We start from the raw sequence: 13,823 nt of genomic DNA, 5'->3' as shown, positions 1-13,823 counted from the left end.
TCGTAGTTTGGCCTGACGAACATCGTTCGTCACGATCGATCGCGCACCTGATCGACACCTCGGCGGGTGCCCTCTTCGATCTGTCAATTCCGCACTGCCCCAAGGACTTTCCATGATTCTGCTCACCGGCGGCCGCGGCGCGATCGCCGAACACCTGCTCACCTCGCTGCGCGCCGATGGCCTGGACGTTCGCGTCGGCTCACGGCACCCCGACCTGCTGCGGCTGCCCGCAGACGTGCCGGCCGTCGCCTGCGACCTGACCGACGCCGCCACGTTTCCCGCCGCACTCAGCGGCGTGACCTCGGTCTTCCTGTACGCCGAGGCGGCCGCGATCACCGAATTCGCCGCGGCCGCAACCGAAGCCGGGGTCGAGCACATCGTGCTGCTGTCCTCGTCCGCGGTGCTCGACCCCGGCGCGGCGACCAATCCGATCGCGCAATCCCATCTCGCCGCCGAGGTCGGACTCGCGCACGTACCGATGACCGTCACCGTGCTGCGCCCCGGCGCCTTCGCGGGCAATGCCCGCAACTGGGCTCCGGCCATCAAGGCGGACCAGCCGGTCAGCCTCCCCTACCCGAACGCCTACACCGATCCGATCCACGAACTCGACATCGCCGCGGCCGCGCACGCGCTGCTCACCGGGCCCGACCATCGCGGCACGGCGCATACGCTGACCGGACCCGAAACCCTCACCTTCACAGCACAACTCGACCGCATCGCCGCGATCACCGGCCGCCCGGTCACCGTCGAGCGCGTCACGCCGGAGGTGTGGCGCGAACAGACAGCCGAGTACCTTCCCGCCCCATACGCCGACGGGCTGCTCGGCTACTGGCGTCGCTGCGACGGTGTACCCGCGCCGATCACCGATACGGTCAGCACGCTCATCGGCCGCCCTGCCCGCACCTTCACCAGCTGGGTCGAGGAGAACGCCGCGGAGTTCAGCGGCTGAAAAGCCCTAGCGGCGACGGTCCACACCGAGCAGCTTGGTGAGCAAGCGGGAGAGCTGTGCGCGCTCGGCTGGGGTGAGCGTGGCGAAGACACGGTCCAGGTGGGCCGGGACCAGGGTCTCGGCTTCGGCCACGAGGGCGCGGCCCGAATCGGTGACGGTGACCGTATAGGAGCGGCGGTCACTCGGATTGCGTTCCCTGCGTAGGTAGTTCGCACGCTCGAGCTCGTCACAGATGCCGACCATGACGCTGCGGTCGATGCGCAGTTCCTCGCTCAGCTGCTGCTGCGAGCTCGGGCCGACGGCGGCGAGCATCTCGAGCACCAGGTGCTGGCCGACGCCGAGTCCGGATGCGCCCGAGTGTGTTTCGGCGGCGCGAGCGACCAGCGTCGAAGCACGGAGCAGCGCGATATCGGTGCGCTCGCTCGCGAGCCGCGGGAAGTACGCCGGGCGGTCGGTCATCGGTCCCCTGTGGTCGGTCCGCCCACGGTACCCGCGCCGTCTCCGCACGAATTGTTCGCTAACAGATTATTTGCGGGCAGACGGTCAGCCGCGCTGGTCCCGGTGCGGGTTGCCGCGGGCGCCCATGCGGCTGTTCGGCGCGTTCTATGCTGGCTAGGACGCCGGTAGTGCGCCGGGAAGGAGGGGCGCGGGTGCGCAGCAAATCGTCCACCGTAGGTATCGCGCCAGGCGAAGGTCTGGTCGCACGTTTCGGTGAAGTAGTGGTGTATCTCGCGGCCGAGACCGCGTCCACCGATCGGATCCTCGGCGCGGTCGAAGCGTTCGCCGACGCCGATCACGCGGGGATGGCCATCGCGCAACGGCTGGCCGCGGTGGTGTTCGGCCCCGGCGCGATGCCGCCGCCGTTCGGCGTGGTCGCGCCGACCGGAGACGGCGCGCTCATCCTGCTGCGCGGCCCGGTGACCGCGGTCGTCGACACCGCGGAGGGCGTGCGGCGCCTGTCCGGCGCGCGCGCGTTCACCTGGGTCGACGAAATCGTGCGCGGCCCACTGCGCCGCATCACCATCGGCGCGGACACCGGAGCCCCGGTACTCGAACGCCCGCGCACCGACCTGCGCGGCGGCGTGGTCCCCGGCGGCGGCTTCGTCCTGCACACCGGACCACGACGCGACCTCAGACCACCGGCGGCCACCGCCGCCAGACCACCGGCCCCGGCCACACCGGAACCTCCGGCCACGGCCGCCGCGGGCTTCGCCCTGCCCGACCCGACCCACAGCGGCGGCTTCGACGCCGTCCCCGACGGTCCGCCCTCCCTGCACAAGCCGCCCACCGGCCAGGCGCCCCGCACCACAGCCCAACCGTGGCCCGCACCCCACCTCGATCCGACGAGACAACCACCCGCCCCGAGTAGCGGCCCGATCCCAGCGGTCCAGCCCCACACCCCCGACCAACCGACACCACCCCTGCGCCCTGCCGTGATGCGCCAGCCCGGCACGCACTTCCAGCCTGCCGGCCCGCCTCGCACCGACAGCGGTCCCGAATCCGGCGCGCCTGCCCAGTCGGATCCGGCGCCCCGACCAGACATCGCCGCCCAGCGCGGCGTGGCACCCGGTCCTGGTGCGATACCCCCGCCCAGCGCGGCACAATCCAGCAGCCCCCCGCTGCCCAGTGCGATATCCCGTTCGAGCGCGGCACAATCCGACGACAGCGCACCGTCGGGCGAGGTCCCGTCGCGGGATCCGATATCGACATCGTCGGACGCGGCTTCGCAGCGCGGTGGCACGGCAGCGCCCACCGCGACTTCCGGCCCCAACGCGGTATCCCGTTCGAACGCGGCACAATCCAGCAGCACTTCGAGGCTCGGTACGCCTGAGCGCGAGGTGATGTCGCATTCGGACGCGCCCTCCGAGTACAGCGCCTCCGCACAGCGCGGGGCGGCGGCTTCCGAGCCCGCCGCGATGAACCCGTCGAGCGTGGCACAACCCGGCGACCTCGCGGAGTCCGACGAGGTCCTTTCGTGGGACGCGATATCGACACCACCGCAAGCGGCTTCGCAGCGCGGTGACACGGCAGCGCCGAGCGCGACGCCCGACCCCGACGCGGTATCCCGATCGAACGCGGCACAATCCGACGACAGCACATCGTCCGGCGACATCCCGTCGCGGGATCCGATATCGACATCCTCGAGCCCGGCGTCGTGGCGCAGCAGCGCGGCGGCATCCACCGCGGCCTCCGGCCCCGAGGTATCCCGTTCGAGCGCAGCGCAATCCGAGGACATCGCTGCGTCCGGCGAGACGCCGCAGCAGATCTCGATGTCGAAGCCGGAAGGAGCCGCTCAGCGCGGAACGCCTTCGCAGCCAGGCGTACCCGCGCACAGCGCAGGCGCCGCACCGTCAGATCCCACCCTCATGTCCCGGCTCAGCACCCCACCATCCGGGGCGCCCCTTCAACCGGGCCCGATGGCGCAGCCGAGTGCAGCACCGCATCCGGGCGCATTACCCGGCCCGACGTCCGAACCCCGCACGGTTTCTCCGTCCAGCGCGGCGCAACCCGGAAGCGCCGCGCAGCCCAGCGTGATCCCGCAGCGCGATGCGGCATCGCAACCGGGCACGGCCTTCCAATCCGGTGCGCCGTCCGAGCCGGGCGCGATGTCTCGTTCCGGCACAGCGCAATCCGGTGGTGTTGCACAGCCCGCCGGGGGCATGCAGGGCGAAGCGATGTCGCAGCCGGGCACCGCCGCGCAGCCCGACGTGATCCCGCAACGCGATGCGATATCGGAGGCGGGCGCGGGCGCTCGATCCGGTGCGGCGTCCGATCAGGGCGCGGTATCTCGTTCCGGCACAGCGCAATCCGGCGGTACCGCACAGCCAGGTATAGACATGCAGGGCGAAGCAATGTCGCCGGGCGCCGGCGCGCGGCCGGGCGCTGCTCCGCGGACCACATCCATGCCGCTGTTCGATGCCGCGGCCCGAGCCGGTGCGGCTGCCGAATCGGGTGCGTCGTCTCAGCCGGAAGGTATGGCGGCGCAGCCTGCTTCGCCGTTCCGGTCCGATTCCGGCTGGCAGGAAGAGCCGGCGGCCAAGCCCGCGACAGGTATCCCCGCTCCGGCGGATCTCTTCGGCGCGCCGTCTCAGCCCGGCGCGATGTCCGAGCCGGGCACCGCCGCTCGGTCCGATGGGGCGTTCCAGCGCGGTCCGCTGTCGCCGTCCGGCTCATCCTTGGAATCGGATGTGACGGTGCGGCATTCGACGCCGCGTCCGCGTAATACCTTCTACCCCGGTGTCGCCGGTCAGGTCGATCCGCCGGTGCGCGCCGACGCGGAGGAACCGTCCGGCGTTCCCGGCTCGCCGGGTGCGGTGACGACGCCGGGCGTCGGTCCGCAGCACGGCGGAACGAGTGGGCCCAGTACCGGTGACCTGCCCAGTACCGCGGCGCAGTTCGCGGTCGGGCGCGGCGCGCCGCGGCACTCGGGCAAGGCGCGGCAGGACGCCGTACCCAGGTTCGGCAGGGTGGATCCGGACGCCGCGGCGCAGCCGACCCTGCGGGACAACCCGCTTCCGGCGCGCAATGCCCCGCCGCTCGCGTGGTCCCAGAGCCCGCACGCGCCGGGAACCGTCGCCCCGGCGCCGCACGAACCGGTCGCGCTGCCCAAGAATCCGGCGCAGCCCGCCGGCCAGACCCGAGTCATGCGGCCGCCCAGCGGAATCGGGGCGCCGAGCACCGGACCCGGTTCGCTCGCGCTGGAGGGCGGCGACGCCTACCCGCTCGACCGCCCCTACGTCATCGGCCGCAGCCCGCAGTCCGACCCCATGGTGAAAGGCGCCACCGCCGCACCGCTGCAACTCAAACGGGACCGCCATATCTCGCGCATCCACACCTACATCTCGATCGAACGCGGCAAGGTCTTCGTCCGCGACGCCGACACCCGTTCCGGCACTTTCATCGCTGCCCCCGGCACCGACCAGTGGACCCGAATCACCACCGAACCCATCGAACTCCCCCCGGGCTGGCGCATCCGCATCAGCAACCGAATCCTCACCTACACCCCCGAATAGCCCGCCGCCGATCCGTCGGCACCACGCCGCGGCCTCAGCGGAACAAGCCGAGCCGTTCGACCGCGAGCAACGCCGAAGTCTGCGGCGGAACCCACGCTCGAGCGAGCCGATATCAGCGTCGGGATCTGCGGCGGAGGTAGCGGTTGCGGGTGCCGCGGCGGCGGGCGGCGAGTGCGGCGGCCAGGCCCGCGGTGGCGGCCAGGGCTGCCGAGGCGATGAGGGTGGGGAGGGTGGGCGGGCGGTTCAGGAGGATCCAGCAGGCGCCGAGGGTGGCGGTGGCGAGCAGGGCGGCGCTGAGCCCGAGGCCGAGTGCGTTCGCGAAACCGCCACGGCCCCTGCGCAATGTGCGGATGTTGGATTCCAGATAGGCGAGGGCGAACAGGGCCAGTACGACGATGCCCGCGGCCGTGGCGGTGGTGGTCGGTGGTTGTGCGGTGCGGAATTCGACCTGGTGCGTGGCGATTTCGGTGCCGTTGCGCAGGAGGGTGACCTTCCCGGGCACAGTGCCGCCGAGGATGAACCGGTTGACCGGCGGTGGTATCGATGCCGCGCCGCCCGGTGCCGGTACCGCGCCGCCACCGATCGGGAAGCCGAGGACGTTCATCGTGAGCGCGGCGGAGTCGGCGTCGATTCCGTTGATCCGCAAGGGAATCGGGGTCGCGAGATCGATCGGCACCTGGTCCGCGGTGGCCAGGTCCGCGCCACCGATCGTGACCTGCCCCGGCCGCAGGTCGCCGCCGCTCGGTGTCGCGCCGAGGCCGACGTAGGCCAGCACCACCGAGGCAACCGCGAGCGCGGCCGCGGCCACCAGCGGTACCCGCGGCGAAGGAAGGGTGACCACCTCCTGGATCGGCACCAGATCCCTGCGGTCGATATCGGCGAGCCGAACCCCACTGCTCTGCACCGCTTGCCGCGGCAGCACCCGAGTCCTCGGCGCCGACGACGGCCTCGCGGATCGCGCGGCGGGAGGCTGCGCCATCGGGAACGGCGGCGCAGGCTGAGGTGGTCTCGGTCCCGCGCCACCGGGTGCGGGAGTCGCTTCGTAAGGCCGCGGCGGCCATCCACGCTGTGGCCCCGGCGGCGCCCATCCCGGCTCCTGCGGACCGGATCGCGACGGAGGCGCCTCGGTCGGCCGAGGCGCGCCGGTAGGTGGCGGGCGATCGGCGGGCGGCGCACCCGCGGGCGGCCGCGCGGCACCCGTCGGCCGAGCGGGAACATCAAGGGCGGGACCAGGTTGCGGCGTCCACTCGGTCGCGGACGCACCGGCCTGACCCGGCACATCGAAGCGGCCGGCGACATCGGCGGGCGCGTCAGGCGCACCACCGGGCTGCGGTGTCCACTCCGCCGCGGGTACAGCGGCGGGCGGCGAGGTGCGGGGCGGCATCGGCGGCTGTCCGGGCGGTGGCGTCCACTGCGCCGTCGGCGCACCGGCTGGGTAGGGGCTCGATTCGGGTGTCCATCCCGGTGGCGTTCGGGGTGCGAAGGCCGCCGGATCCGGTGGGGCGCTGGGCGAGTGGCGCGCGGGGGCGGGACGGGTGCGCGGGCCCGGGGTGACCGGTCCGTGGGGGCGGGCGGGGCGCAGGCCGCCGGTGGCGGCGGCGATGATGGTGTCGGCGCCGATGACCGGGATACCCACCGGGGTGAGCCAGTCGCCGCCCCAGCAGTGGGCGGCGGGCTGGGCGAGGGCGATACCGAAGGATTCCGCGCTGTCGTAGCGCTGCGCCGGATCGGTGGCCAGGCCGCGCATCACCACCTGCGCGATCGGCTCCGGCACGCTCGGCGCGACCTCGCCGAGCGGTATCGGCTCGTCGAAGGCGTGCGCGAACAGCGTCGCGAGCGGGCCGTCGGCAGGCGGGAACGGCAGCACGCCGGACAGCAGCTGGTAGAGCATGGTGGCCAGCGCGTACACGTCGGTGGCCGGTGAAAGCTCCTGTCCGCGAGCCTGTTCCGGCGCGATGTAGGACGGGGTGCCGACGATGTCGCCCGCCCTGGTCACCAATGTCTGGTCACCACCGACGATCTTGGCGATGCCGAAGTCGGTGAGCTTGATGGCGCCGCCGGTGGCGAACATCAGGTTCGCCGGTTTGACGTCCCGGTGCAGCACCCGATGCTGGTGCGCCGCAGCCAATCCCGCCGCGCAGGCCAGGGCGATCGCGACCGATGCGGCGGAATCGAAACCCTCGGTGGCGAACCGCTCCCCCACGGTGCCGCCGGGCAGGTACTCCATCACCAGGACGCAGAGGTCCTCGTGTTCCAGGTAGTCGAATACTCGCACCACGTGGGGATGATCGATGGCGGCCAGCACCCGTGCCTCGGCGACGAACCGGCGGCGCACCGTCTCGTCGTAGGCGAACTGCGGCGGAATCTGTTTGATCGCAACGGGTCTGCGCAGCCTGCGATGCACACCGGCAAGCACGACACCGCAACCACCGCGCCCGAGTTCGTCACCGATCTCGTACCCGGGCAGGGCCGCCCGCAGCCGCTCGATCTCCTCGGTCACGGGCGCGGTCCGTCCGCCGGAAACCGCCCCGCGTCACCGGCGAACCCCTGGTCGTCCGGGAAGCCCTCCGCGGGAAGCCGCTCGGTACCGGCCGGAAACCGCGCCGTACCACCGGTAATCGGACCACCACCCGAGAACCGCACGGTATCGGCCTCGGCCAGCTCGAGATCGTCCAGTTCGTCGTCCTCCGGTTCGTCGAGTTCCGACGCGGGCGTCGGCGAGGCGTAGCCGAGCAGAAAGGCAACGGCCGCGGTCACTCCCGCGAACGACAGCCACAGCCCGGTCTCCGGAACCCACCAGCGTGCCACCGACGCGGTGAACGCGAAGACGAGCCCGATGCCGATGCCCGGCGCGAGCAACCGCACCCCGCGCGCCCACCGGTTGGCCGAAAGCCGATGCCGCGCAATGGACAGCGCCGCATCGACGATGGCGAAGACGGTGAGCACCGCAAGCACGATCCCGAACAGCCCGTAGACCGAGCGCAAGGATCCGCGCACATCGGCGACCAGCGGCGTCGCCGCGATCGCCTGCCGATCGGCGCCGACCACCGCGAGTTCGGACCCGATCAGCCCGGTGGCCTGCCCGTCCAGCCCGGACAGGTCCAGCCGGTACCGCAGCGACTCGGGTTTGCCAGGGGCGACGGTCAATTCGACGGCGGTCGAGTAGGAGAAGAACTCGAGGCCGAGCACGCGCCCGGTGAGGTCGACGTGGCGGATCTGCACGGGCGCACCGGTGTTGTTGGTCAGATCGATGAGTACCTGAACGGTGCGGCCCGGATCGAGCCGCAGCGGCGCACCGGCGGTGGTGTTCGCGATATCCACGCCGTCGATGGACGCCACCATGTCGACGCCCTCCGGCCGCGCCGCCGCATGCGACACGCTCGACATCCAGGCGGCGCACGCCATCAGCAGGACAATCCATCCGACTGCCCGGATCCGCCCGCTCATTCGGGCCTCCGCGCGGGCAGATGGGAAGCGAGCCGGTGCCCGTAGTACCAGCCGCCGATCAGCAGGAAGAAGATGATCACGGTGAAGGTCGATGTGCCTGCGCCGACGCTGCTGACCAGCACCACATCCAACGGCGCGGCGAGCGTGCGCCCGCAGCGCGCGGTCACCTGATGCCTGCCGACGTCGACCGCGGCGGTGGTCAGCGGCGCCGCGAAGGCGCCGTCCTGCCCGGCGACGGTCTTGCCGACCGCGACGTCGCCGATGCTGAGATCGACCTGTGCCCGCGGATCGCAGCCCTTGCCGTTCGCGGTGACATCACCGCCGGGGCCGATCGCCGCGGGTGTGAGCTCGAGCGCGGCGGGTTGCGCGGCGGGCGCCGGGGGCGGAGCGGGAGCGGGCGGCAGAGCCGGTTCCGGCGCCACGGGCGGCGGTGGGACCGGGTTGGGCGGCGGCACAATCACTTCCGGCGGCCGGTTGGTAACCGGCGGTGGCGGAACGACTTCCGGCGGATTGTTCGATGTAGGCGGCTTGTCGGACGTGGGAGGCTTGTCAGATGTGGGCGGCTTGTCGGACGTAGGTGGCTTGTCAGATGTGGGCGGCTTATCCGAGGTAGGTGGCTTATCCGACGGGCCGGGGCACAAGACCGACGGCTTGGCGCACGGGTTGGGCGGAATCACGATATCGGGCGGTTTGCCCGGCGGCTTCTGGTTCGGCGGCGACACTCCGGGACATCCCGGCGTCGTACACGGTGTCGCCGGACGGTCGTGTCCCTCAGGGCGGTCACGCGTCCCGGCGCCGTCGTGCGTTCCCGTTCCGTCCTGTGTCCCCGTGCCGTCCCTGGTGCCCGTGCCATCCTGTGTACCGGTACCGTCCCGAGTCCCCACCTGCGGCGGCCCCTTGGGCGCCTGGCTCGGCGGTACCGTGGTCGTCGATGCGACCGGCATACCGAAGCTCGGCACGCCGCCCACCGGACTGCCCGATGCCGCGGCCATCGAAAACCCCAATGTTATTGCCGCACAAACGATTCCGATACCGGCGGCACATTTCGCCGCCCGATTCGCATGACTCGTCACCCCATGCGGTCGCTCAGCGCCCGCACTCGAAGCGAATCCCGCCCTTTTCCCCATCGGCATGCTCCCACTGCAGCGGCCGGGCCGAGACGCGGCCACCCATCATCGTAATGCCCTGTGCGCCAGCACGGAGTGTGTCTCGCACCGGCGTCACCCGGCGATAATCGAAAAATAATCGGTCCGCAACGGACGATCGGCACGCGTAGTGGACCACTCGCTTCGCCGGGGCGCCGCACTCGATCGGCCAGGTGCGCGACGCCCAACCGGCTTACCATGCGAGAACTGGACCCGTGCCCGGCTTGCAGGACCCGCACCGGCCTGAGACACCGTCGAGAGGACAATACGAGATATGCACCGTAACGGGCCGAAACAGGACATCGACGAGTCCGCGCTGACCGTCACCGCGCCCAAAGAGCAGGCGGCGGGCGTCACCGCGGTCGCGGTGGCGTTGAAACGCGGGATCGAGGAGATGGGCGTGCTGCGCACCGCGCGCACGCTGGCGCGGGTCAACCAGGTGCACGGCTTCGACTGCCCCGGCTGCGCCTGGCCGGAGCCGTCCGGCCATCGCCGCCCCGCCGAGTTCTGCGAGAACGGCGCGAAGGCGGTCGCCGAGGAGGCGACGCTGCGCACGGTGACCCCCGAATTCTTCGCCGCGCACTCGATCGAGGACCTCGCGGGTAAATCGGGTTACTGGCTCGGGCAGCAGGGCAGGCTCACCCATCCGATGGTGTTGCGCCCCGGCGACACCCACTACTCCCCCATCGAATGGGCCGACGCCTACCGGCTCATCGCCGAGCAGCTGCGCGCGCTGGAGTCGCCGCACGAGGCGCTGTTCTACACCTCGGGCCGCACCGCCAACGAGACCGCCTTCCTCTATCAGCTGCTCGTGCGCAGCTTCGGCACCAACAATCTGCCCGACTGCTCGAACATGTGCCACGAATCCTCCGGCACCGCGCTGACCAGCTCGATCGGCATCGGCAAAGGGTCGGTGACGATCGACGACTTCAGCGCCGCCGACCTGATCATCGTCGCGGGCCAGAATCCGGGCACCAACCACCCGCGCATGCTCAGCGCGCTCGGTACCGCGAAGGACAACGGCGCCAAGGTGATCGCGGTCAACCCGCTGCCGGAGACCGGCCTGCTCGGTTTCCGCGACCCGCAGACCGTCAAGGGTTTCACCACCGGCATCAGCATCGCCGACGACTTCCTGCAGATCCGCCTCGGCGGCGATATGGCGCTGTTCCAGGGGCTCGGCAAGCTCCTGTTCGAGGCGGAGGACCGCGCGCCGGGCACGGTGATCGACCGCGCCTTCGTCGACGCGCACACCGCGGGCTTCGCCGAATACGAAAAGCAGGTGCGCGCGGTCGATCTCGGTGTCGTCGAAGAGGCGACCGGGCTGACCCGCGAGCAGCTCGACCGGACCGCGGAGCTGCTCGCGGCGTCGAAGAGCACCATCATCTGCTGGGCGATGGGGCTCACCCAGCAGACACACGGTGTCGCCACCATCCAGGAGGCGACCAACCTGCTGTTGCTGCGCGGCATGATCGGCAAGCCCGGCGCGGGCGTGTGTCCGGTGCGCGGTCATTCCAACGTGCAGGGCGACCGCACGATGGGTATCTGGGAAAAGATGCCCGAGCCGTTCCTCGCCGCGCTCGACCGCGAATTCGGCATCACCAGCCCGCGCGAGCACGGCTTCGACACGGTGGACGCGATCCGCGCCATGCGCGACGGCAAGGCGAAGGTGTTCTTCGGGATGGGGGGCAATTTCGTCTCGGCCACCCCCGATACCGAGGTCACCGAGGCGGCGCTGCGCGGTTGCGCACTGACGGTGCAGGTTTCGACGAAGCTCAACCGCAGCCACGTCGTGCACGGCGGCACCGCGCTGATCCTGCCCACCCTCGGCCGCACCGACCTCGATGTGCAGGGCGGAACGAAACAGCAGGTGTCGGTCGAGGATTCGATGTCGATGGTGCACCTGTCCACCGGGCGGCTGCAGCCGGTGAGCGACGCGCTGCGCAGCGAGGTCGCCATCGTCTGCGAGCTCGCGCAGGAGCTCTTCGGCGCGGACCACCCGGTGCCGTGGGACGAATTCCGCCGCGATTACGACCGCATCCGCGACGCGATCGCCAGGGTGGTTCCCGGCTGCGCCGACTACAACGCGAAGGTCCGCGGGCGCAACGGTTTCCAGCTGCCGCATCCGCCGCGCGACGCACGGGAGTTCCGGACCAGCACCGGCAAGGCGAATTTCGGGGTGAACGAGCTCAGCTGGCTGCCGGTGCCACCGGGCAGGCTGATCCTGCAGACCATGCGCAGCCACGACCAGTACAACACCACCATCTACGGCCTCGACGACCGCTACCGCGGCGTGCACGGCGGACGCAAGGTCGTCCTGGTCAACCAGGACGACATCGCCGAAATGGGTTTCGTGGACGGCGAACTCGTCGACATCGTCTCGGAGTGGACCGACGGCACCGAGCGCCGCGTCACCGGTTTCCGGGTGGTCGGCTACTCGACGCCGCGCGGTAACGCCGCCGCCTACTACCCGGAGACGAACCCGCTTGTCCCGCTCGATCATGTTGCGGCGCGGTCGAATACGCCGGTCTCCAAGGCGGTCACCGTCCGGCTGGAGCGCCATGTCCATACTCCGGTGCGGTCGTGAGGGAGCGGAGCGACCGAACCATGGACACAGCGCCTTTGGGAATGACGGAGCCGAGCGTCAGCGAGGCGCGGTCATGAGCAGAGTTACCGCCCGCCGCCCGATGCAGCGGATCTCGCCCACCGGTGAGATCCGGCGCCCGGACACGCTGGTCGTCGAGGAACCGCTCGAAATGCGGCTCGGCGGGCGGTCGTTGACCGTCACCATGCGCACACCGGGCGCCGATATCGATCTGGTGCACGGATTCCTGTTGAGCGAGAACATCATCGGCGCCGCCGACGACGTGCTGTCCGCGCGCTACTGCGCGGGCACCGACGCGAACGGGCAGAACACCTACAACGTGCTCGACATCCGGCTGCGCACACCGGTTCCGGCGCCGCCGAGCCGAAACTTCCTCACCACCAGCGCGTGCGGCCTGTGCGGCAAAACCGCGCTCGACGAGGTGCGCACCCGCACCAGGTATCCGATCCCGACCGAGGGGCTCGTCGTGGAAACCGGTGTGCTCGCGGCGATGCCGGAGGAACTGCGCCGCCACCAATCGGTATTCGACGCCACCGGCGGCCTGCACGCGGCGGGGCTGTTCACCGCCGACGGCACCGCGCTCGCGGTGCGCGAGGATGTCGGCAGGCATAACGCCGTCGACAAGGTGATCGGCTGGGCGCTGCGGGAAAACCGCATCCCCGCACCCGATCTCGTGTTGATCGTCAGCGGGCGCGCCTCGTTCGAACTCGTGCAGAAGGCGGTGATGGCGGGCATACCGATGCTGGGCGCGGTGTCCGCGCCCAGCTCGCTCGCGGTGGATCTGGCCGCCGAATCCGGGCTCACCCTGGTCGGTTTCCTGCGCGGCGACACCATGAACGCCTATACCGGGACGCACCGCCTAGCGCACTCCGCCGCCGTCTCCGCCAACGGCACAGGCTAGATCACCGCTGCCGCGCGCACCGAATTCGCCGCCGCGCACGAATTCTGGCGCGCGGCGCGACAGCGGGTACGCGACAGCGGGTTCGCCGCACGGCGCGGGCTCGCGCCTATTGTCGGGCGGCTGGGGTCCGAACTACCGTGGGTAGTACCTGATCCTGGTATTCGGCGACGAACGGAGAGTCCGATGCGGATCTCGGTCAAGGGCGATTCCGAGGGTGTACGCGTCCGGATGCGGCTCGAACAACAGCGCCGCTGGCTCGCCACCCGAATCCTGTTGGCGATACTCGCCATTCAGGGCACCGTCACCGGCCTGTGGGCCACTGTCGCGCCGCGCTCGTTCTACGACGACTTCCCCGGCTTCGGCATGCACTGGGTTTCGGTGGACGGCCCGTACAACCACCATCTCGCCGCCGATGTCGGCGCGTTCTTCCTCGCGCTGGCCGCGGTCACCATCGCCGCCCTCTACCTCGATACCGGCAACGCGGCCAGGGTGACGGGCCTCGGCTGGTTCGTCTTCGCCCTGCCGCATTTCATCTATCACGCCACGCACCGGCCCGCCGAAATGACCACGGGGAGTTTCACAATCAGCCTCATCTCCACGATGTTGCTGGTACTCCTCGGCCTCGCCTGCGTGATCGTGCCGCCACGCGGCGCCCATCTGCCCGACCCCAACCCCATCCACCTGCGTTTTCCGCGTCGACGCACCCGCTGAGCGCGCACCGGGCGGCGATCCGCGCAAGTGCCGGATTACGATTCGGCACGACCTA

Annotated in this window: 10 protein-coding genes; 6 read left to right on the top strand and 4 right to left on the bottom strand. The window is 70.8% G+C overall.

Going from position 1 to position 13,823, the window contains the following annotated elements; genetic code table 11:
• Window positions 1–112: 112 nt before the first annotated feature.
• Complete coding sequence (locus tag ACIG5A_RS11220; protein ID WP_397240034.1) at window positions 113–949, top strand: NAD(P)H-binding protein; 837 nt, start codon at window positions 113–115, stop codon at window positions 947–949.
• Between the two features lie 6 nt (window positions 950–955).
• On the opposite strand, the gene ACIG5A_RS11215 is transcribed toward ACIG5A_RS11220, so the two are convergent.
• Window positions 956–1,408 carry a MarR family winged helix-turn-helix transcriptional regulator gene (locus tag ACIG5A_RS11215; RefSeq protein ID WP_397240033.1) on the bottom strand — a complete coding sequence of 151 codons (453 nt, stop codon included), beginning with the start codon at window positions 1,406–1,408 and terminating at the stop codon, window positions 956–958.
• 191 nt (window positions 1,409–1,599) lie between these two features.
• On the opposite strand from ACIG5A_RS11215, the gene ACIG5A_RS11210 reads away from it, so the two are divergent.
• Complete coding sequence (locus ACIG5A_RS11210) at window positions 1,600–4,962, top strand: FHA domain-containing protein (protein ID WP_397240032.1); 3,363 nt, start codon at window positions 1,600–1,602, stop codon at window positions 4,960–4,962.
• Between the two features lie 112 nt (window positions 4,963–5,074).
• On the opposite strand, the gene ACIG5A_RS11205 is transcribed toward ACIG5A_RS11210, so the two are convergent.
• Genes ACIG5A_RS11205 through ACIG5A_RS11195 form a run of 3 tightly spaced genes read right to left on the bottom strand, consistent with a single transcriptional unit; the run spans window position 5,075 to window position 8,864 of the window.
• Window positions 5,075–7,462: a protein kinase gene (locus tag ACIG5A_RS11205; RefSeq protein WP_397240031.1), complete on the bottom strand. Its 2,388-nt coding sequence runs from the start codon at window positions 7,460–7,462 to the stop codon at window positions 5,075–5,077.
• A complete protein-coding gene (locus ACIG5A_RS11200; RefSeq protein WP_397240030.1) occupies window positions 7,459–8,409 on the bottom strand; it encodes a hypothetical protein in 951 nt (316 codons plus the stop codon). The genes ACIG5A_RS11205 and ACIG5A_RS11200 overlap by 4 nt, the downstream gene beginning before the upstream one ends.
• Window positions 8,406–8,864, bottom strand: coding sequence for a hypothetical protein (locus ACIG5A_RS11195; protein ID WP_397240029.1), 459 nt, complete (start codon window positions 8,862–8,864; stop codon window positions 8,406–8,408). Before ACIG5A_RS11195 ends, ACIG5A_RS11200 begins: the two co-directional genes overlap by 4 nt.
• Before the next feature lie 442 nt (window positions 8,865–9,306).
• Between ACIG5A_RS11195 and ACIG5A_RS11190 the strand changes: the two genes are divergently transcribed.
• From ACIG5A_RS11190 to ACIG5A_RS11175, 4 genes are all read left to right on the top strand, one after another.
• Window positions 9,307–9,474, top strand: coding sequence for a hypothetical protein (locus tag ACIG5A_RS11190; protein ID WP_397240028.1), 168 nt, complete (start codon window positions 9,307–9,309; stop codon window positions 9,472–9,474).
• Window positions 9,475–9,828: 354 nt separating this feature from the next.
• Window positions 9,829–12,138 (top strand): FdhF/YdeP family oxidoreductase, encoded by a 2,310-nt coding sequence (locus tag ACIG5A_RS11185; protein WP_397240027.1) that lies wholly within the window; start codon window positions 9,829–9,831, stop codon window positions 12,136–12,138.
• A 73-nt stretch (window positions 12,139–12,211) separates the two neighbouring features.
• Complete coding sequence (gene fdhD / locus ACIG5A_RS11180) at window positions 12,212–13,057, top strand: formate dehydrogenase accessory sulfurtransferase FdhD (protein ID WP_397240026.1); 846 nt, start codon at window positions 12,212–12,214, stop codon at window positions 13,055–13,057.
• 183 nt (window positions 13,058–13,240) lie between these two features.
• Window positions 13,241–13,768 carry a hypothetical protein gene (locus tag ACIG5A_RS11175; RefSeq protein WP_397240025.1) on the top strand — a complete coding sequence of 176 codons (528 nt, stop codon included), beginning with the start codon at window positions 13,241–13,243 and terminating at the stop codon, window positions 13,766–13,768.
• Window positions 13,769–13,823: the final 55 nt, after the last annotated feature.

The organism is Nocardia sp. NPDC052566, assembly GCF_044547285.1.
GTDB lineage: Bacteria > Actinomycetota > Actinomycetes > Mycobacteriales > Mycobacteriaceae > Nocardia.
The sequence above is the reverse complement of the archived record's forward strand: the minus strand, read 5'-3'. Positions and strand labels throughout refer to the sequence as shown.

Coding starts and splice junctions, on each gene's coding strand:
- ACIG5A_RS11220 (WP_397240034.1), top strand. CDS start 113: ATGATTCTGCTCACCGGCGGCCGCGGCGCGATCGCCGAACACCTGCTC.
- ACIG5A_RS11215 (WP_397240033.1), bottom strand. CDS start 1,408: ATGACCGACCGCCCGGCGTACTTCCCGCGGCTCGCGAGCGAGCGCACC.
- ACIG5A_RS11200 (WP_397240030.1), bottom strand. CDS start 8,409: ATGAGCGGGCGGATCCGGGCAGTCGGATGGATTGTCCTGCTGATGGCG.
- ACIG5A_RS11185 (WP_397240027.1), top strand. CDS start 9,829: ATGCACCGTAACGGGCCGAAACAGGACATCGACGAGTCCGCGCTGACC.
- fdhD (WP_397240026.1), top strand. CDS start 12,212: ATGAGCAGAGTTACCGCCCGCCGCCCGATGCAGCGGATCTCGCCCACC.
- ACIG5A_RS11175 (WP_397240025.1), top strand. CDS start 13,241: ATGCGGATCTCGGTCAAGGGCGATTCCGAGGGTGTACGCGTCCGGATG.